General features: G+C 72.2%; 13 protein-coding genes and 1 pseudogene. 5 read left to right on the top strand and 9 right to left on the bottom strand.

Annotated features, from left to right (window positions below; genetic code table 11):
* The first annotated feature begins 5 nt into the window (after positions 1 to 5).
* From I5071_RS41720 to I5071_RS41735, 4 genes are read left to right on the top strand one after another with little or no spacing between them, the layout of a single operon-like run.
* Complete coding sequence (locus I5071_RS41720) at positions 6 to 3581, top strand: Ig-like domain-containing protein (protein WP_236518971.1); 3576 nt, start codon at positions 6 to 8, stop codon at positions 3579 to 3581.
* A gap of 58 nt (positions 3582 to 3639) precedes the next feature.
* Entirely contained in the window at positions 3640 to 5778 is a 2139-nt protein-coding gene (locus I5071_RS41725; protein WP_236518972.1) for a putative metal-binding motif-containing protein, read from the top strand.
* 11 nt (positions 5779 to 5789) lie between these two features.
* Positions 5790 to 7772 carry a hypothetical protein gene (locus I5071_RS41730; protein ID WP_236518973.1) on the top strand — a complete coding sequence of 661 codons (1983 nt, stop codon included), beginning with the start codon at positions 5790 to 5792 and terminating at the stop codon, positions 7770 to 7772.
* Positions 7772 to 9532 (top strand): vWA domain-containing protein, encoded by a 1761-nt coding sequence (locus I5071_RS41735; protein ID WP_236518974.1) that lies wholly within the window; start codon positions 7772 to 7774, stop codon positions 9530 to 9532. Before I5071_RS41730 ends, I5071_RS41735 begins: the two co-directional genes overlap by 1 nt.
* Here I5071_RS41735 and I5071_RS41740 read toward each other — a convergent pair whose 3' ends face one another.
* From I5071_RS41740 to I5071_RS41760, 6 genes and pseudogenes are all read right to left on the bottom strand, one after another.
* Positions 9533 to 10180, bottom strand: a complete 648-nt coding sequence (locus tag I5071_RS41740) for a hypothetical protein (protein ID WP_236518975.1) — start codon at positions 10178 to 10180, stop codon at positions 9533 to 9535.
* A 318-nt stretch (positions 10181 to 10498) separates the two neighbouring features.
* A pseudogene (locus I5071_RS47105) lies at positions 10499 to 10606 on the bottom strand (zf-TFIIB domain-containing protein); the annotation flags it as partial.
* A 57-nt stretch (positions 10607 to 10663) separates the two neighbouring features.
* Positions 10664 to 11293 carry a hypothetical protein gene (locus I5071_RS41745; protein ID WP_236518976.1) on the bottom strand — a complete coding sequence of 210 codons (630 nt, stop codon included), beginning with the start codon at positions 11291 to 11293 and terminating at the stop codon, positions 10664 to 10666.
* A 28-nt stretch (positions 11294 to 11321) separates the two neighbouring features.
* Positions 11322 to 12737, bottom strand: coding sequence for a hypothetical protein (locus I5071_RS41750; RefSeq protein WP_236518977.1), 1416 nt, complete (start codon positions 12735 to 12737; stop codon positions 11322 to 11324).
* Positions 12738 to 12843: 106 nt separating this feature from the next.
* The gene (locus I5071_RS41755) at positions 12844 to 13737 is read right to left on the bottom strand and encodes a pirin family protein (protein ID WP_236518978.1); all 894 of its coding nucleotides are present in this window, start codon (positions 13735 to 13737) and stop codon (positions 12844 to 12846) included.
* A 303-nt stretch (positions 13738 to 14040) separates the two neighbouring features.
* A complete protein-coding gene (locus I5071_RS41760; RefSeq protein ID WP_236518979.1) occupies positions 14041 to 14649 on the bottom strand; it encodes a hypothetical protein in 609 nt (202 codons plus the stop codon).
* A gap of 122 nt (positions 14650 to 14771) precedes the next feature.
* Here I5071_RS41760 and I5071_RS41765 point away from each other — a divergent pair, with 122 nt between their 5' ends.
* On the top strand, positions 14772 to 15872 hold the full coding sequence (locus I5071_RS41765; protein ID WP_236518980.1) for a hypothetical protein: 1101 nt from the start codon (positions 14772 to 14774) through the stop codon (positions 15870 to 15872).
* A 195-nt stretch (positions 15873 to 16067) separates the two neighbouring features.
* Here I5071_RS41765 and I5071_RS41770 read toward each other — a convergent pair whose 3' ends face one another.
* From I5071_RS41770 to I5071_RS41780, 3 genes are all read right to left on the bottom strand, one after another.
* Positions 16068 to 18311: a kinesin gene (locus I5071_RS41770; RefSeq protein WP_236518981.1), complete on the bottom strand. Its 2244-nt coding sequence runs from the start codon at positions 18309 to 18311 to the stop codon at positions 16068 to 16070.
* Between the two features lie 93 nt (positions 18312 to 18404).
* Positions 18405 to 18728: a rhodanese-like domain-containing protein gene (locus I5071_RS41775; RefSeq protein WP_236518982.1), complete on the bottom strand. Its 324-nt coding sequence runs from the start codon at positions 18726 to 18728 to the stop codon at positions 18405 to 18407.
* A gap of 21 nt (positions 18729 to 18749) precedes the next feature.
* Entirely contained in the window at positions 18750 to 19229 is a 480-nt protein-coding gene (locus I5071_RS41780) for a DoxX family protein (protein ID WP_236518983.1), read from the bottom strand.
* Between the last annotated feature and the right edge of the window lie 62 nt (positions 19230 to 19291).

Here is a 19291-nt window from a genome sequence, read left to right on the forward strand (position 1 = left end):
GCTCGATGGCTCGATCCGCACGCCCGTCGATGTTTCCGTGCTCGCTCGCGCTCGCGCTGGCCGCATCCGGCTGTGCGGGCGACGACGAGCCGCCCTCCGGTGACACCACTCCGCCGTCGGTCGTCGACGTCGCGCCGCCCGATGGGGCGACCGGCGTCGCGCCCGACGCGATGATCCGCGTGCGCTTCTCGGAGGCGATGGATCGCGACTCCGGCGCGCTCGTGGTGCGCAGCGGAGGCATCGATCTCGCGCTCGCCGCCCCTTCGTGGAACGCGGCGAGCACGGAGCTCTCGGTGCGTCCCGCTGCGCCGCTGCCGAGCGGCGCGGTTGCGGTGATCGTCGACGACGACTTCACCGACGTCGCCGGCAACCCGCTCGCGATGCCGGTGCAGGTCGCATTCGAAATCCTCGATCTCGCGCCGCCCGAGATCGTCTCGACCACGCCCGCCGAGGGCGCGACGGTCTCGGTCGGTACGAGCGAGATCGTGTTCGTGCTCAGCGAGAGCGTGCGCGGCGATCTCCCGACGCTGACGATCACCGGCGAGGGCTCGCCGGCGCTCGGCACGCCGGTGTGGAGCGACGCGCGCACGCTGCGCGTGCCGGTGAGCGGCCTCGCGCACCAGGGTGAGTACCGCGTGACGATCGCGGGCGTGCGCGACCTCGCGGGCAACGCGCTCGACACGAGCGCGCTCGGCGCGGAAGGCGCGCTCGACTTCACGGCGAACGACGACGTCGCGCCGGTCGTGACCGACTCGAGCCCGTCCGAAGGTCAGCTCGACGTCGCGTGGGACGCGCTCACGCAGGTCGTGGTGCTCTTCTCGGAGCCGATGGACCAGAGCGCGGGCACCGCGACGCTCACGGTCTCGGGCGCGGCGACGGCGCTCACCGGCAGCTGGGACATGGGCGGCCGGCGCCTGCTGCTCGACGTCACCGATCGCCTCGAGAACATCACCGCGCACCGCGTCGCGCTCGACGGCTATCGCGACGTCGCGGGCAACGCGCTCGACGGCACCGTGCTGCTCGTCGACGGCGCGATCGACTTCACCACCGGCGATCTCTACGCGCCTCACGTCGTCTCGAGCACGCCCGCCGAGGGTGCGACCGACGTCGCCCCCTCGACCACCGCCGCACCGCTCGAGATCACGATCACGTTCAGCGAGGCGATGGACACGTCGACCTCGGAGATCACGATCGCCGGCGACGGCGCGTCGATCACCGCGGCCGGCACGTGGTCGATCGCGGGCACGTCGCTGACCGTTCCGGTCGGCGCGCGCCTCAACGCGGGCGCGAGCTACACGATCGATCTCACCGGCTTCCGCGACGCGACCGGCACGCCGCTCGACGCGTCGCACGAACGGCTCGGCGGCGACGGTGAGCTCGACTTCGCGCTGCGCGCGCCGACCGGCGAGCGCTGCGGCGATGCGCTCACCAACGCGCAGGGCGTCGAGATCGACGGCGCGCTCGAGTGGCTCGTCGCGAACGAGGGCGTGATCGCCGACGACGGCGCGATCACCTGCATGACGACCGAGCTCACGCTGCCCGACGGCGTGATCCGCTATCGCAAGACCACGCCGAGCCTCTCGGCGGGCGGCACCGCGCTCCACATCACGGTGCGCGGCTACGCGAGCTTCGAGGTCACCGCCGACACGTGCGAGCTCCCTGCCGCCGCGGGACCGCTGCGCTGCTCGTACGCGAACCCCGGGCCCGCAGGCGACACCGAGACGTGGCTCGATGTCGGTCCCGGCGACTACTACGTCTGGGTCAACAACTTCGAGAGCTTCTACGAGACGACCGTCCGCATCGGCGAGGACGCCGATCCCCGCGACGGCGAGAGCTGCCTCGCGCCCTACGACGCCACGAGCGACGCGACGATCTACACGCCGCCCGCGAGCACCGACGGCGAGCACGTGTGGATCGTCTCCGAGGGCGCGATCACGGGCATGGAGCGCACGGTCACGCCGAGCGGTGCGCTCTCCTGCGATCCGACGACGCCGCTCGGACACGACATGGTCGTCGCGTTCGACAAGGCGCGCGCCGACAGCCTCGTCACGATCGACGTCGTCCCGTTCGGCAATCCGTCGCCCTTCGGGCCGACCGCGCACATCGACGTCGAGGTCGCGCGCGGCGGATGCGATCCGACCATCGCGGGTCGCACCGTCGAAGCATGCGAGACGCGCCTCTCGCCCGAGTCCGGCGGCACCACGATCACGATCGACGGCCCCGCGGGTCGTCTCGACACGTGGCTCGTCGCGCCGCAGCAGGCTTCGGGACCGGGCGGGCTCATCGACGGATTCGTGCCGTTCCCCGGCGCGACGGTGCGTGTCTCCGAATTCACGCCGGGCCTCGGCGACAGCTGCGCGAACGCGATCCCGCTGAGCCTCGGCTCGAACAACGTCACGCCCGATCGCACCCACCGCGCGTACGCGCCCTCGTGCCTGCGCCAGGGCGGGCTCACCTGGTATCGCTACACGCCGACGCGCAACTTCGCGATCATCCGCACCAACGCATCGACCGCGGGCGCGGTCGTCGCGGCCGACGGCGCGGAGCTCGGGTGCGACGCCGATCTCGGCGAGGGCATCGCCGCCGCGACGACGGCGGGCCAGGACGTGTGCATCGCGGTGCAGTCGAGCGCGGCGGTCACCTCGCTGACCATCGGCGAGCTCGACTTCGGCGGCGTGCGCGGTGTCGAGACCGATCTCGGCGTGCGCTTCCCCGCGACCGGCGCCGAGAACGTCGGCCTCTACAACGTGCACTGGTTCGTGACCACGCCGAGCCACCTCGTCGCCGGCCTCGACGGCGAGCAGATCCTCGCGGTGCCGCGCGCCGGTGGGGCCGACTTCTCGGTGAGCGTCGCGGGCCTCTCTCCGCGCGCGCTCTCGTTCGACGCGATCGTCGACGGCTCGCGCATCCTCGGCACGGTCACCGGCAGCGATCCGATGGAAGCGCGCGTCGCGAACGTGGCGAGCGCGACGGGCGTCGCGGCGACGGCACCGGCGTTCCTCGACACACCGCCCGCGCCGTCGGGCTACGTCGAGGAGAGCCTCGGCGCGATGGCGCGCGACGGCGCGAACGTGATCGTCGCGACGATGCGCAGCTGGTCCGAGACGCCGGTGCTCACCTTCTACTCGATCCCGCTCGCGGGCGGCCCTGCGACGCGGCTCGGGCAGAGCACGCTGCTCAACGGCGCCGGCGGCCTCGCGGTCGACGCGACGTACTTCTATCTCACGTCGCAGATCGGCTTCGATCGCGGCCTCTATCGCCTGCGCCGCGATGCCCTCGGGTCGGCGCCCGAGCTGCTCGTCGCGGCGCCGGTCGACGGGGCCTCGTCGCCGGTGTTCCTCGATCCCGCGAACGACGCGCTCTACTTCCGCGCGACCGAGCTCGCGTTCACCGGTCCGAGCACCGCGCACGTGTGGCTCGTGCTCGACCCCGACGGCGCCACCGGACCGCGCTTCGCGGGACCGATCTGGCGCACCAGCGCGGGCCAGGGGATGGCGTTCGACCCCGCTGGTCCTTCGCTCTTCGTCATCGACGTGTCGAGCGGCCGCAACGAGACGGCGCGCTGGCTCCGTCTCGACTGAACGCATCGAACCGCACTCCTTCGCGACGACGACCATGCGCAGCATCCACATCGCACTCGTGATCTCCCTCCTCGCGCTGATCGGCGGTTGCACCGTCGGCGAGCCGAGCGACCCCGATGCCGGCGGCCAGGCCGACGCGACGAGCACCGGCGACGCCGGCGCGCCCGACGCGGCGCGCGTGGAGTGCGGCTCGCGCGGCGACACCGTCGGCGAGGCGTGCGGCTCGTCGACCGAGTGCGACGACGGCTGCTTCTGCAACGGCATCGAGCAGTGCGTCTCGGGCGCGTGCGTGCGTCGCGACGCGCCGTGCGTCGACGAGCTCGACTGCACCGGCGACCTCTGCGACGAGGACACCGACACCTGCGATCCCGCGCCCGACGATGCCGCGTGCGCCGACACGGACATGTGCAACGGCGCCGAGGTCTGCGTGCCCGGCGTCGGCTGCGTGCCCGGCCCGCGCCTCGTCTGCAACGACGACGACCCGTGCACGATCGGCACCTGCGATCCCGAGACCGGCTGCGCGTACATCGCGCGCGATCTCGACGGCGACGGCCACGCCGACGATCGCTGCGGCGGCGACGACTGCAACGACGACCCGTCGATCGGCGCGACGGTGCACCCCGGCGGCACCGAGGTCTGCGACAACGGCCTCGACGACGACTGCAACCGCGTCACCGACTACTACGAGCTCGCGTGCCGCGCGACGAACGACGACTGCGCCCGCGCCGAGATGCTCCCCGGGCCCGGCACCTACGTCCGCACCACGCGCGGCGCGACGAACCACTACCCGCTGAGCTGCTTCGCGGGCGGCATCGACACCGTCTTCCGCTTCCATCTCGACGAGCCGCGCGACGTGTCGGCGTCGCTGCGCATCGAGACGAGCGGCACCGGCGCGCTCGCGATCCGCGCCGCCGATCGATGCGCCGACGGCCCCGACGTCGCATGCGGCAACGCGGTCGCGACGCGCGCGCTGCCCGCCGGAGATCACGTCCTCGTGGTGCGCACCAGCTCGGCGGTGACGTTCACGCTCTCGCTCTCGTTCGATGCGCCGAGCGCCGAGGAGGACACCGACGTGTGCGGCCCCGCGACCGTCGACATCTCGGGCGGCGGCGTGTTCACCGGGCTCTTCGCCGAGGTCGAGGACGACTACGAGGTCGCGTGCAACGGCGGCGCGCCCACCCGCGACGCCGCGTATCGCATGGTGCTGACCGAGCCCTCCGACGTGCAGCTGAGCGCGAGCACCAGCACCGGCGCGCCGGTGACGACGTACCTCACGCTCACGCGCGACTGCGACAACGAGCTCGGCGCGATCGGCTGCGCGACCAGCGGCTCGCCGCAGCTCTTCCGCCAGTCGCTGCCCGCCGGCACGTACTACGTGCTGATCGAGTCCGCGAGCGCGACCGCGCTCACCTGGCGCCTCGAGGCGACGATCACGCCGGCCGCGGTCCGCGAGCCCGGCGATGCGTGCACCGCGCCGCTCGACGTCACGAACCGCAGCGCGACCGTGCCGATCTCCGAGCTCTCGCTCGACACCGGCACCGGCTGCGGCGGAGACACCGCAGCGTTCCGCGACGCGACGTTCTCGTTCACCACCACCGAGGTGCAGGACGTCATCCTGACGACCGAGACCGGCGGCCCGCACTACGCGTCGCTCTCGCCGCTCTGCGGCGACCGCGCGGCCGAGACGTTCTGCTCGAGCGGCTCGCCGCGCGTCACCCAGCGCCTGCTGCGCGTGCCCGCGGGCACGCACTACGTGACGGTCGCGACGACGCAGCTCACGGGCGACGTGACCGCCTCGGCGATGCTCGCGCCGCCCACGTTCCCGCCGGCGAACGACGAGTGCGGCGGCGCGATCGACCTCACCGACTCGGTGCTCTCGCGCGGCGATCTCACGGCCGCGTCGGACGACGTGCTCTCGTGCGGCGGCAACGGCGCGGTCGAGACCGTGCATCGCCTCGTGCTCACCCAGGAGCGCGCCGTGACGTTCGTCGCGCGCCGCAGCGGCAGCACCGAGCCGCTCGCGATCGGCGTGCGCGAGGCGGGCACCTGCACGGTGCGCTCCTCGGACGCGCCTTGTGGCTTCGGCATGCCCGCGGTCATCAGCACGACGCTGCGCGCGGGCACCTACTTCGTCGTCGTCGAGGCCCCGACCGCGCCCGGACCCTATTCGTTGATCGCCTACCTCGCCGAGCCCTGAAGAGCCCGACCATGATCACGCGCACCAAGCCCTTCCGCGCCACGCTGCTCGCGCTGCTCCTCGCGCTCGCCGGCTGCTCCGGCGATCCCGGTCCCTCGGGCCCGCTCGGCGAGATCGACTCCGACGGCGACACGATCTCCGACGCCGACGAGCTGGCGGCGGAGCGCCTCGACACCGATCACGACGGCGTGCTCGACGCGAGCGATCCCGACTCCGACGGAGACGGCGTGCTCGATCGCGACGAGGCCGGCGACGACGAGCTCGCGTCGGCGCCGATCGACTCCGACGGCGACGGCCTGCCCGACGTGCGCGACACCGACTCCGACGCGAACGGCCGCTCCGACGGCGCCGACGGAACCGAGGACGGCGACGGCGACGGATTCGCCGACTTCGCCGATCCCGACGACGACGACGACGGCCTCACCGACGCGGCCGAGCTCGGCGACAGCGCCGCGTTCCCGAGCGACACCGACGGCGACGGCGCGCCCGACTTCCGCGACCCCGACAGCGACGACGACACGATCCGCGACGGCGACGAAGGCACCGGCGACACCGACGGCGACGGCACCCTCGATCGCTTCGACGACGACTCGGACGGAGACGGACGCCCCGACTCGCTCGAGGCGGGCGACGCCGATCTCGCGACGCGACCCATCGACACCGACGAGGACGGAGTCTCCGACTTCCGCGATCGCGACGCCGACGGCGACGGCCTGCCCGACGCGCACGAGGTCTCCGAGGGCAGCGATCCGCTCGACCCCGACAGCGACGACGACGGCGTGGGCGATCTCGTCGAGTCCGCCGCGGGCACCGATCCCAACGACGCCGGCATCAGCCCGCTCACGCGCGGCGACTTCGTGTTCATCGTGCCCTACCGCGACGAGGCCGAGCCGCGTCGCGACACGCTCGAGCTGCGCACGAGCTTCCAGTACGCCGACGTCTACTTCCTCTTCGACACCACGGGCTCGATGGTCGAGGAGCTCGAGGCGATGCGCTCGGCGACGGTCGACGTGCTCGACGAGCTCACCTGCATCGACAGCGGCACGCCGTGCGTCGGCGACCCCGAGTGCGGCGCCGGCCAGGTGTGCAGCGTCGACGGCACCTGCGTCAGCGACCCGCGCGTCAGCGGATGCATCGCGAGCCTGCACAGCGGCGTCGGCGTGTACGCGGGCACCCCGAGCAGCTATCGTAACGTCGTGTCACTGCAGGGGAATTCGTCGATGACCGAGCGCGGCATCCCGCCCGAGGCGGGCGGCAACGGCGGCGCGGAGTCGCTCTTCGAGAGCGTCGCGTGCGTCGCCGATCCGGCGGTGTGCCTCAACGCGATGTGCGCGGCGAGCGGCATCGGGTGCCCGGGCTTCCGCGGCGAGTCGATCCGCGTGCTCGTCACGATCACCGACGAGACGAACCAGTGCACCACCGGGTGCACGGTGAACACCGCGATGGGCGCGGGCATGCTGCTGCGCGACCACGGCATCCTCTTCGTCGCGATCGACGCCGACGTGATGGCGTCGCCCGAGCTCGACCTCAAGGCGATCGGCCGCGCCGCGAACTCGCTCGACGCGAGCGGTCGTCCCTACTACGCGCGCGGCTCGTCGGCCGCGGTCGCGAGCGCGGTCACGCAGACCATCCGCGACATCGCGTTCGCGCGCCCGATCTTCGTGACGATCACCGCCGAGGACGAGGCGGGCGACGACGGCGACGCACGCCAGTTCGTCGATCGCCTCGAGGTGAACAACACCGCGAGCGGTCGCTGCGCGAACACGCTCTCCACCGCCGACAGCGACGGCGACGGCTTCCACGACTCGTACCCCACCGTGATCCCCGGCCGCGAGCTGTGCTGGGACGTCGTCGTGCGCGACAACGTCACGCAGCGCCCGACCGATCGCCCGCAGGTGTTCCGCGCCCGCGCGGTCGTGCGTGGCGACGACGCCGTGCTCGACGCACGCAACATCTACTTCATCGTCCCGCCCGTCGTGGATCGGCCCATCTGATGCGCACGCTTCGCTGCACCCTGCTCGTCGCGCTCGCGCTGCTCGGCGCCTGCACCACGCGCACGAACCATCACGACGACGCGGGCTCGACGATGCCGGTCGACGCGCGTCCCGGCGCGCCGGGTGACGCCGACGGCGACGGAATCCCCGACGCCGTCGAGGGCGAGGGCGATCCCGACGACGACGGCCTTCCCAACTCGCGCGACGACGACAGCGACGGCGACGGCATCCCCGACGCCGACGAGGCCGGCCCCTCGCCGATGTGGCCCACGGATCACGACGACGACGGCGAGCCCGACTTCCTCGATCGCGACTCCGACGACGACACGATCTCCGATCGCGACGAGGGCTCGGCCGACACCGACGACGACGGCGAGCTCGATCGCCACGACCTCGACTCCGACGGCGACGGGCGCAGCGATCGCGACGAGGCGGGCGACGCCGATCTCGAGACGCGCCCGGTCGACACCGACGGCGACGGCCCGCCCGACGCGCGCGATCCCGACAGCGACGGCGATGGCCTCGCGGACTCGGCCGAGCCCGGCGCGGGCTCCGATCCCATCGACGCCGACAGCGACGACGACGGCGCGAGCGATCTCGTCGAGCACGCCGCGGGCACCGATCCGCGCGACGCCGCGGACAACCCCGAGGCGCGCGGTGACTTCGTGTTCGTCGTCCCCTTCGTCGGCGAGCCGGTGCCTGCGCAGCGCACGCTCGACTTCGCGACCGACATCCGCAAGGCCGACGTCTACTTCCTGATCGACACCACCGGCTCGATGGGCGTGCCGATCGACAACGTGCGCACGAGCCTCTCGACGCCGACGGTCGGCATCATCGATCGCGTGCGCGCGACGATCCCCGAGGCGTGGTTCGGCGTCGGTCAGGTCAAGGACTACGACGACCCGTTCGTCTACCGGAACGAGACCGACATCACGTCGGACGCGGCGCGCGCGCAGCTCGGCGTCAACGCGCTCTCTCCGAGCGGTGGCGGTGACGGGCCCGAGGGTCAGGTGCCTTCGCTCTACGCGGTCGCGACCGGCAACGAGATCCTGAAGACGCCGGCGCGCACCGACTGCCCGGCGCGCACGTTCGGATGGCCGTGCTTCCGCGAGGACGCGGTGCCGATCGTCGTGCTGGTGACCGACGTCGCGTTCCACAACGGGCCCGACGGCTCGCACGGCTACCCCGGTTACACCACGTACCGGCCGATGCGCGAGGCGATCGTGCGCCGTCGCATCCGCGTGATCGGCGTCGCGATCGCGGAGGACGCGATCGAGCACCTCGAGGCGATCGCGCTCGACTCGGGCGCGATCGACGCAGCGAACGTCCCGCTCGTGAGCCGCGCGTTCGACGGCAACGTCGACGGCGTGGTCGTCGAGCAGATCGACACGCTCGCCGAGGCGTCGCGCTTCGACATCTCGGCCGAGCTCCGCGACGATGCCGCCGACGCGATCGACGCGCGCATCTTCGTGGATCGCCTCGAGGCGCGCACCGCCGGCGACGAGGCGCGCGGCTGCGTCGCGCTCGCGGCGGTCGACACCGACGCCGACGGCTTCGCGGACATGTTCCCGCGCGTCGGCAGCCGTCGTCGTGTCTGCTTCGATCTGGTCGCGCGCGCGAACACGACGGTGCCCGCGACCCGCGAGCCCCAGCTCTACGGCGCCACGGTGCGCGTCCTCGGCGATGCGTACGCCGAGCTCGACACGCGCCGTGTGTTCTTCCTCGTGCCGCCGGAGATCCCCGACCCGGGGCTGGAGTGATCACAGCTCGAGCTCGCGTCGGCCGTCCATCCGACACGACGCGTGCTCGACGCGCTCGGTCGCGCGCCATCCATCGCCGCGTCGCTGCGCCTGCGACTCGCACACCGCGCGGCGCATGAGATCGCACGGGCTCGCGCCGCGCGGCATCACGCGCGCGGGGCGCGGGCACGCACCTTCGCTCGAGAGCAGCGCGAGATCGCCACGACCGTCGGCATCGAGATCGACCGACGTCCGGCGCCCCGCCGCGTGATCGATCTCGCTCGTCACGATGACCGGCGTCGCCGCGCCCTCGGCGAGCCCGCACGCCGCGACCGGCGCGACGTGGTGCTCGAAATCGTGGCGCGGCGCGCGCGAGGGCGGCGCGTCGAAGCGCACGAGCGCATAGGCGGTCGGCGCCCCGCACCACTCGCAGTCGTCGGCGACGCGCACGACCTGATCGATGCGCGCCGTGCCCACGAGACCGTCGGCGTCGATCACCGCGCAGCGCTCTCCCGCTCGCGGCGCGCGGAACCCGCCGACGTCGATCGCGATCGTGCCCGCGCCGAGCCCCGCGACGTCGCCGCGCACCGGGAAGAGACGCGCCCCGCGCTGCGCTTCGGTCGCCGACGTCACGACGAAGAGCGCGACGATCAGCGCGACGCGGCGCACTCGGTCCAGCGGGAGTGCTCGCTCGCGCAGGGCCCGTGGCCCTGAGCGGGCGCGCCGATCTTCGGACACTTTCTCAGTACCCCCAGCGCCGCCGGCGACGCTCCACGTCCTCCATCGCGCGCGCGCCCTCCTGTGCGGCCTGGAGCACGTCGGCGACGAACACGTCGAAGAGCCCGCGCGAGCTCTCGCGCTGTGCCTGCGCGATCGCCTCGGCTCGCCGATCGACCTTCGGCGGCGCGGAGAGCGCGCGCCGGACGAGGTCTCGACGGTCTCGTCCTCGCGATCGAGCGCGGCGAGCGCGGCGCCTTCCCCGTGATCGAGGAAGAACCCGGTGCAGCGCGGGCAGTAGTCGATCTCGATCGCGCTCTCGCCGAACGTGCGCCGCATCGCCTGGAACGGGATCTGGCACTTCGGACAAGCACGCATGACGAAGAGCGTAGACCGGTCCGACAACGCACCGCGAGCGCTCGCTTCCTGCGCTCCTCACTCGAGCTCGTCCTCGAACCACTCTCCGTCGCGCACACCGACGCGGATGCGCCCGAGGTCCGTCTCCAGCTCGAGCTCGCACGGCTGCGGCTCGGTCGCGTCGATCATCGCCACGAACGCGTTCACGCTCGCCGCCACGCGCTCCTGCGCATCGCTCGCCAGCGGCGCGCCTTGCTCGTCGATGAGCTGCGCGCCCACCGCGGGTCCGCTGCCCGCGCTGTACGCGCTCAGCACGTGGCCGGTGTCGCGATCGCGCAGCACGTACACGAAGCCGTCGCGCTGCACCTCGGGCGGCGGCCCGTAGTGCGTCCACAGCCGGCACAGCCAGTTGCCGAGCGACATGCGCGCTGCGCCGCGCCCTGCGCGCAGGTCCTCGAGGCTCGCCCAGCCACGCGCCCTCGTCGTGCTCCGACCGAGCGCCGGATCGACGAGCTCGAAGCGCGACGGCGGCGGCACGTCACCTCCGCCCTCGCCCATGCGCTCCGCGACGCCGCGCGCCGGATCTTCGAGCGCGTGACCGCCCGCGCTCTCTGCCCTCGAAGCGCGATCGCGATCCTCCTCTTCGTCGCGGCCGCACTCGCAGCCCGAGACGAAGACGAGGATCCCGATCAGGAAGGTCGCACGCATCGCGCGGAGGATACCGCGCGTCCCGTGCTCAAGGCTGATAGACGAACACGCCGCGCAGGTCCTCGGTCGCGCTGATCAGCACGCGCTCACCGCGATCGTCCGACCAGCTCCACGCGCGGAACTGATAGATCATCCCGGCCTCGAGCTCCGCGCCGCTCCACGTGTAGCTCACGGTCTCGCTGCCGGTGACGCGCGGCACGTCGACGTTCTCGTGCACGAGGTTGCCGAACGCGTCGTACACGCGCACTTCGTAGCCCGCTTCCGACGAGTCGTCGGCCCACGTGAAGGTCGGCTGCGCGCTGGTCACGGTGTCGATCGTCTCCGCGCCGGGCGACACGACCGCGAGCGCCTCGGTGACCTTGAAGCCCTCGCCGAGATCGACGGTGCCCGCGTTCGGCGCGACCTCGAAGTGCACGATCTCGGTGCCGCCGATGCTGGTGTCGGGATCGCGCACCAGGCCGTCGTTCTCGAACGCCGCGAGCGCCACGTAGAGCCCGGGCGCGACGCCCTCGATGCTGAACCCGCCGCTCACCGGCGCGACGCGGAGGCCCGGAGGTGCCTCACCACGCGCGGTGTTCTCGACGAACGTCGACTCGGGCACGAGGATGACGCTCGTCGTCGCTCCGCCGGGCGCGTTGACGATCTGCACCGTGCCGGTGACCGTCGAGAGCCCGTCGGTGCTCGCGCTCAGGACGACGCCCGTCGTCTCCGGCCCGACCACCGAGACCTCGACCGGCGTCACCGCGAGGCCCTGTCGATACCCCGCGATCGTCGTGGTGCTCGTCGGCACGTCGAAGAGCACGAACGCGCCTTCCTTGTCGGTGATCGCGCTCGCGACCGCGCGGCCGCTCTGCTCCGCGACGACGAGCACGCCTGCCGAGAGCTCGTGATCGATCACGCCGACCACGTCCGCGACGCCCGACGCCACGTCGTCGCGCGCGATCAGCGCGATGTCGGTCGCGGCGTTCATCACGACGAGGTCGTCGTCGGCCGTCGCGACCGCGGTCGCGAGATCGACCGGGATCGCGGTGCGCGGCGCGGTCGGGTACGACTGATAGCCCGCCGCGTCGGCGCGCAGCGTGATCGCGTCGGTCACCGGCACGCCGTCGGCGTCGCGACGCGACGGGACGGGCAGCGAGTACATGCCGTCGGTCGCGCTCTCGACGACGGTCGAGCGCGCCGCACCGTTGGCGTCGAACGCGACGACGCGTGCGCCCGCGATGCCCTCGTCGGTGCCCATGTCGAGCACGCGGCCGCGGACGATCACGGGCGCGAAGCACGCAGGCTCACCGTCCAGCACCTCTTCGCACACGAAGCCGTCGTCGCAGCCCTCGGCGCTCCCGGGCGTACACGCCTCGGACTCGTCGTCGCCGCAGCCCGCGACCGTCGTCAGCGCGAGCGCGATCGCGAGGATGGAGAGAAGGGACGAGTTGCGATCGGACATGCCACCTCCACCGGCGGTCTTGCAGCCGGTCGGACGGTGGATGACCAGACGTCGCCGATCGCTTCACGCGCGGGGTGAGCCCGTGTGCGGACACGGGCTGCTCCCTTCACTCCACGATGCGGGTCTCGGGCTTGATCGAGCCCATGCGGCCCGACTGGTAGTCGAGGATCGCCTGCTTGATCTCGCCCGGCGCGTTCATGACGAAGGGCCCGTACCACGCGACCGGCTCACGGATGGGAGCACCGCTCAGCAGCAGCACCTCCATCGGCTCGCTCGCATCGCTCGGCACCGCGAGCTCGACCGCGTCACCGCTCGCATCGAGCACCGCGAGACGTCGCGCTTCGATCGCCGCGCCACCCACCGTGCCCGCGCCGCGGAACACGTACGCGCCCGCCGCGTGCGTCGCGTCGATGGGCTGCACCACGCGACCACCGGGCGCGATCGTGAAGTGCAGGTACGTGATCGGGACGTGGGTCTCGATCACCGCGCTCGCGCCGAGCGCGCTGCCCGCGACGACGCGCACCTTCACCTTGCCGTCCTCGCTCGTCGCCTCGGGGATGCGGTGCACGTCCTGGTAGCGCGGCGCCGTCATCTTCAGGCGACGCGGCAGGTTCACCCAGATCTGGAAGCCATGGACGCGGCCACCGCGCTCGCGGATCGCGCGCGACGGCATCTCGGAGTGCACCACGCCGGAGCCCGCGGTCATCCACTGCACCGAGCCCGCGGAGAGCTTGCCGGAGAAGCCCGCCGAGTCCTCGTGCTCGACCTCGCCCTCGAGGATGTACGAGATGGTCTCGAACCCGCGGTGCGGATGATCGGGCGCGCCGACGGCCTCACCGGGCGCGTAGTCCACCGGCCCCATCTCGTCGATCATCAGGAACGGATCGAGCGTCTCGAGCGCCTCGGTCGGGAAGGGCCGATGCACCACGAACCCCGCGCCCTCGACGGTGCGCTGCGCGGGCACGATGTTCGTCACGGAACGGAGCGTCGTCGTCGTCATGACGCCTCACGCTAGCCACGCCACGACATCGATGGAAGTGATGGATCCACGATGGGTCCCATCGACGCAATCGATGAGCAACCGCGCGCTGCAATCCATCTCCACACGTCGCACCAGCACGTCGGGGTCCCCAAAATCCCGCGCGAAGCGCGCACACGCGCGCAGCGCGGTGCGACACGCGAGCGTCCGGACCGCGGCGAAGCGCGGACCGGTCGCGAGCCATCGACCCCCCAGCCAGCGAGTCGGCAGAACCGCGGTACCGGGCAGACCCACCCCCCGCGCCTCTCGCCGAAGCGCCAACGATCAGAAGGCGATCGCGCCCCCCCCGATGATGTTGATCCACGAGTTGCTCCCGAACGACAGGAAGCTCCCGCGCACGAAGAGCTCGATCCGCTCCACGAACAAGAAGCGCAGATCCGCGTCCGCGGAGAAGTCGAACCACTCGCCCGCCGAGCCGAACACCGCACCGAGCTGCAGCGTGATCGCGCCCTGGCAGCGCACGACCGTGTCCTCGCAGAACCACGCGTATCCACCGACGCGCGCGCCGACCTGGTAGATCTGCCCGCCGGTCGTGAACATCTGTGCCGCGCCGATGCCGAACGACACGAACTCGAGCGGCGGCGGCATCCACTCGAGCTCTTCGGTCACTCGCCCGTAGACCGGCTCGGACGCCGCGACCGGCCCCGACGTCTGCAGGCCCACGCCGCCGCCCACGCGCAGGCGGAATTCGGGGAGCGTGAGCGTCGGGACCATCTCCTCTTCGAGCTCTTCGATCGACGGCTCGGGGTCGGGCGAGGTCGTGGTGGGCGGGGGCACGACCTCGGCATCGTCGTCCTGCGCGCGCACGAGCGCGGGGCTCGTCGCGATCATCGCGAAGAGGAGGGCTGGGACGACGATCCGTCCGGCAATCATGGGCGCGAGCGTGTCCGAAGGTGGACGACGCGACCAGCGGATTCGTGGCGGATCCGTGGCGGCGCGGAGGAGAAGGTGCGCGCGACGGAATCGCGGCGCGAGGGGCCACGTAGAGCACCTCGATGCGCAGGATCGGCATGGTGCTCGTGATCGTCGCGCTCGCGGCGGTGGTCCCGCGCGTGTGGCTGGGACGCGAGCCGGGGCGCCTCTACGACGGAGATCGCGCGACCCAGGACGCGCTCGCGCGCGAGGTGATCGCGTACGCCCTGCGCGACGTGGACGAGGGCGCGTTCCACACCGGCAGCGCGCTCTTCGACGGTGAGTGGGCGTTCGGCACGCACCAGATGACGCTGCTCGCGCTCGGGCAGATCGTGCTCGAGCACCCCGAGCTCCGCGATGCGTACCTGCCGGCGATGCGCCGCGCCGCGGATCGTCTCGTCGACGCGAGCACGCTGCGCTTCGCGGCGTCGCGCTGGGGCGAAGATCCGATCGCCGCGCTCGATGGCGAGCACGGTCACGCGTACCTCGGATACGCCGCGCTCGCGCTCGGCATGCTGCGCGCGGTCGATCCCGAGACGCCGCACGCGGCGCTCCACGATCGCATCGAGGCCGCGCTCGCGCGTCGCCTCGCGCGCGCGCCGCACGCGCTGATCGAGACCTATCCAGGCGAGAGCTATCCGCCCGACGTGCTCGCGGTCGCGGGCTCGCTGGGGCTGCACCAGCGCGTGACCGGCGCCGATCATCGCGCGCTGCTCGAGGTGTGGTCGCGCGCCTTCCGCGCGCGATGGATCGATGCGTCGGGCTACCTCGTGCAAGCGGGTGATGCGCGCACCGGGCAGGCGCGCGATGCGCCGCGCGGATCGGGCACCGCGATGGGCGCCTACTTCGCGTCGTTCGTCGATCGCGACATCGCGCGCACGCTCGACGAGGGGCTCGCGCGACGTGGGCACGCGACGTTCCTCGGCTTCGGCGGCGTGCGCGAGGGCACGGCGGGCGACATCGACTCGGGGCCGGTGTTGCTCGGCATCGGCGTGTCGGCGACCGGCTTCGCGCTCGCATCGGCGCGCATCCACGGCGATCGTGATCGTTACGTCGAGCTCGCCCGCACCGCGTGGCTCTTCGGGGTGCCGGTCGATCGCGAAGGTGGAGGACGGCGCTTCGTCGCGGGCGGTCCGCTCGGCAACGCCCTCCTGCTCGCGATGCTCACCGCGAGGGCCTCGTGAAGCGCGTGCTGGTCGGGATCGCGCTGCTCGCGATCACCCACGAAGCGCTGGCGATCGCGCTCGATCGTGCCGATCTGATCGAGCGCCTGCTCTCGCCGAGCGCCGACGCGCTGATCGCGATCCCGTTCGCGCTCGCGCTCTACGCGATCCGCCTCTTGCTCTTGTTCGTCGCGCCGGGCCTGGTGGTGATCGCGCTCACGGCGCGGGCGTGGTCGACTCGCTCGCGGCCGGCTGCTCGAGGTGGTCCAGCAGCGGCAGCGCGTGACGCAGGTACGGCCACCACCACGAATGCGTCCAGTACGCGCCGAGGATGACCAGCACCAGCGCCGCGACCGCGACGCGCCCTCGCGTGCTGCTCGTGTCGTCCTCCGAGCGCGCGAGCACCGGCACGAGATCGCTGCGATCGATGCGCGAGCCCTCGGGGCGCGGCGGCTTCCGCGTGAAGAAGAGGCCGAGCCGGCGCGTGAGCATCAGTCGATCGTTGAGCGCCCATCCCGCGCCCTCGAGGAGGATCGCGAGGTTGCGCTTGCGCAGCTTGAGCCAGCCGAGGAACGCCGATGGCACCATCACGATCGCGGCGATCGCGATCGCGGCGCGCACCACGTCGACGAGGCTCATGCCCTGGAGCTGGTTCATCATGAACGCAGCCGACGAGCCCACCGCCGCGAGCGCGAGGCCGCCCGACGCGATCACGCCACCGAGCGCGCCCGCGCCCGCTCCCGGAGCCGCCGGCGCCGCCGCAGGCGCCGCAGCCGGCGCAGCCGCCGGAGGAGGCGCCGCGGCCGCCGCGTCGTGACGCGCGCGCTCTTCGCGCACTCGCGCCTCGGTGCTCGTGATCGTCGACTCCATCGCCGCGTCGCCGGTCTTGCCGAGCTCCTCGAGCTTGCCCGACACGAACCGCCCGACCCGCGCGAACGGCGCGATCGCGGCCTCCCACAGCGAGACGGGCTGGGGGACGATCTGCACCACGCTCGCGTCGAGCTCGATGTCGTCGGGATCGCGGAACACGCCGCGCTTGCCCACCGTGATCCCCGCCGAGGTGCCCGCCGTGACCGGCACCGCGACCTCGAACGGCGGCTTGCCCGCGGGCTCGATCTTCACGTACGCGACGAACGTGTTCGAGCTCTCGGCGAGCGCCGCGTGCGCGCCGCGATCGGGCACCTCGACCGCGAGCGCGAAGTGTCGTCCCCCGAGCGTCAGCGTGCCGCGCTGGAAGAGCGCCGAGCGCTTGTGGTCGAAGAGCTCGGGCATCGCGATGAAGTTGTTCGCGAAGCGCAGGATCCAGCGCTGGTGGAGGATCAGCTTCTCGAGCGACGCGATCGCCTCGAGCGTCGGCTTGTGCGCGAGGTCCTTCGCGATCGCCTCGCCGATCGCGTCGAGCTGCGCGCCGGTGATCTCGCGCAGCTTCGCGCCGAGCCCGACCACACGATCCTTCTCGCCCTCTTCGATCCACGCGAGGATCGCGTCGGACTTCGCGCGCAGATCGCGCCACGCGCCCTCGGGCAGCACCTCCGCCTCGCCGAGCACCGGTGCCACGACCTCGCGCCGGAACGTGTCGATCGCCTCGTACGCCGGGCCGCGCACCACCTCGGCGAAGCGCAACGTTCCGTCGGCGCGCGGCGGTGCGATCGGCAGCGCGCGCGCCGCCTTCGCGAGCGCTTCGCGATCACCGAGCGCACCACGCACGTGATCGGCGGGCAGGCGCAGCTGCTCACCCGCCTCGGGCTGCGCCGCGACGAGGCGGCACTGCACGAAGTACTCGTCGAGCGCGTCACGCGCGGCGCGCGTCGCCTTCGCGCGGGCGATGCTCGGCTCGCCCCACACCATCACCGCGCCCTCCACGTCGAGCCGCGCGAGCCCGGTGTCGCGGCGCTTGCGGAAGACCTCGAGCGTCGCCGCGTCGAGACCCTTCTTGCCCGCGAGGTTCTCCTTCGGATCGAGCACCGAGAGGATCGTGCGCACCGCATCCGCCGCGCCGGCGTCGGAGATCGTCTCGGGCGCGACGATGCCGTCGCCGTTGATGCCGCTCGCGCGCAGCGCCTTCGCGCTCTCGCGCACCTGAGCGAGCGAGATCGACTTCTTCTTCTCGGCGGACGTCGCCTCGAGGATCGTCTCGGCGGCGCGCCGCATCGACGCGCCCTGCTTCGAGAGCGAGGAGAGCTCGAGCACGTCGCTCGCCTCGTCGATGCCGCGGTGCTCCTCGAGCATCTCCGCGGTCCACTTCACCGCGAAGCGCAGGTCGTCGCTCACGATGCGCCCGTTGCCGTCACGATCGAGCGCGTCGAGGAACGCGGCGTCGCACGCGAGCCCCTTCCGTGGGCACGCGGTCGCGACCCAGAGCGCGTCGTGGAGCTGGATCGCCTGGAGGAGATCGGCGAACGAGCGGATCTCCACCTGGAGCGACCCACCGTACCGGCGGAAGACGAGGCTGGACGACATGACGGGCCGAAGGGTGCCCTACTCACGCGGTGCGACCAACCTCGTCGTTCGTCGAGGGCGCCCGGCGCGTAGTTCGACGGCGCGGAGTGACGCTCAGCGCTCGAGCACGAGCCCGGCCTCTTCCCAGTCCTTCTTGCCGCCCGCGTAGACGCGCACGTCCGGGTAGCCCAGCTGCGCCAGCGCGGCCGCTGCGACGTGCGAATTGCGGCAGGTCTCGCTCGCGCAGTAGACGACGATCGTCACCTCGCGCTCGGGGACCACGCTCGCGGCGAGCTCGACCGCGCGATCGTGAGGGAAGTGCCGCGCGCCGGGCAGATGGCCCGCGGTGAAGGAACGCTCGGGCAGCGCCTCGAGCAGGACGACGGGCGTCCCGCGCGCGATCAGGGTGGTGAGCTCCTGGCGATCGATGGGGTTCATCTGTTCTCCTGGGGTGAACGATCAGGTCGTGGCGAGCGCGTCGCGCTCGGTGCGCGTCGCGAGGCGGCGCAGCAGCCAGGTGTCGAGCGCGTGGCGCCCGCCGCCCGCGATCACGATCGGCAGCGCGAGGCCGAGCGCGAGCAGGTGGTACTCGAAGCCCTCGCCGCCCTGGCTGCCGAACCAGTTCATGAAGAAGCCGTGCGAGAGGTGCGCGGTGAGCGCCGCGCCGATCATCACGACCGCGATGCCGAGCGCGCTCGCGCGGCTGAGCAGCCCGAGCACCAGGAAGAGCGCGCCGAACGACTCGATCAGGATCACCAGCAGCGCGATCGGCGCCGGGATCCCCATGTCGGTCAGGTGCGCCATCGTCGCGGAGACGCCGTGGCCCCCGAACCATCCGAGCAGCTTCTGGGCGCCGTGCGGGATCATCACCGCGCCGAGCAGCACGCGCTGCGCGAACAGGATCGTGTCGTTGGTGTCGGTGCGGAGCAGTCGTTCCATCGTGACCTCCTCGGTACGCACCGAGTCATGGCCCTCGCGACGACCTCGGGTTAGACCGAGCG

The organism is Sandaracinus amylolyticus, assembly GCF_021631985.1.
Taxonomy (GTDB): Bacteria; Myxococcota_A; Polyangia; order Polyangiales; family Sandaracinaceae; genus Sandaracinus; species Sandaracinus amylolyticus_A.

Excerpts from the sequence above, each read along its gene's own strand:
- I5071_RS41720 (WP_236518971.1), top strand. The coding sequence starts at position 6 with ATGGCTCGATCCGCACGCCCGTCGATGTTTCCGTGCTCGCTCGCGCTC.
- I5071_RS41730 (WP_236518973.1), top strand. The coding sequence starts at position 5,790 with ATGATCACGCGCACCAAGCCCTTCCGCGCCACGCTGCTCGCGCTGCTC.
- I5071_RS41735 (WP_236518974.1), top strand. The coding sequence starts at position 7,772 with ATGCGCACGCTTCGCTGCACCCTGCTCGTCGCGCTCGCGCTGCTCGGC.
- I5071_RS41745 (WP_236518976.1), bottom strand. The coding sequence starts at position 11,293 with ATGCGTGCGACCTTCCTGATCGGGATCCTCGTCTTCGTCTCGGGCTGC.
- I5071_RS41750 (WP_236518977.1), bottom strand. The coding sequence starts at position 12,737 with ATGTCCGATCGCAACTCGTCCCTTCTCTCCATCCTCGCGATCGCGCTC.
- I5071_RS41755 (WP_236518978.1), bottom strand. The coding sequence starts at position 13,737 with ATGACGACGACGACGCTCCGTTCCGTGACGAACATCGTGCCCGCGCAG.
- I5071_RS41760 (WP_236518979.1), bottom strand. The coding sequence starts at position 14,649 with ATGATTGCCGGACGGATCGTCGTCCCAGCCCTCCTCTTCGCGATGATC.
- I5071_RS41765 (WP_236518980.1), top strand. The coding sequence starts at position 14,772 with ATGCGCAGGATCGGCATGGTGCTCGTGATCGTCGCGCTCGCGGCGGTG.
- I5071_RS41770 (WP_236518981.1), bottom strand. The coding sequence starts at position 18,311 with ATGTCGTCCAGCCTCGTCTTCCGCCGGTACGGTGGGTCGCTCCAGGTG.
- I5071_RS41775 (WP_236518982.1), bottom strand. The coding sequence starts at position 18,728 with ATGAACCCCATCGATCGCCAGGAGCTCACCACCCTGATCGCGCGCGGG.
- I5071_RS41780 (WP_236518983.1), bottom strand. The coding sequence starts at position 19,229 with ATGGAACGACTGCTCCGCACCGACACCAACGACACGATCCTGTTCGCG.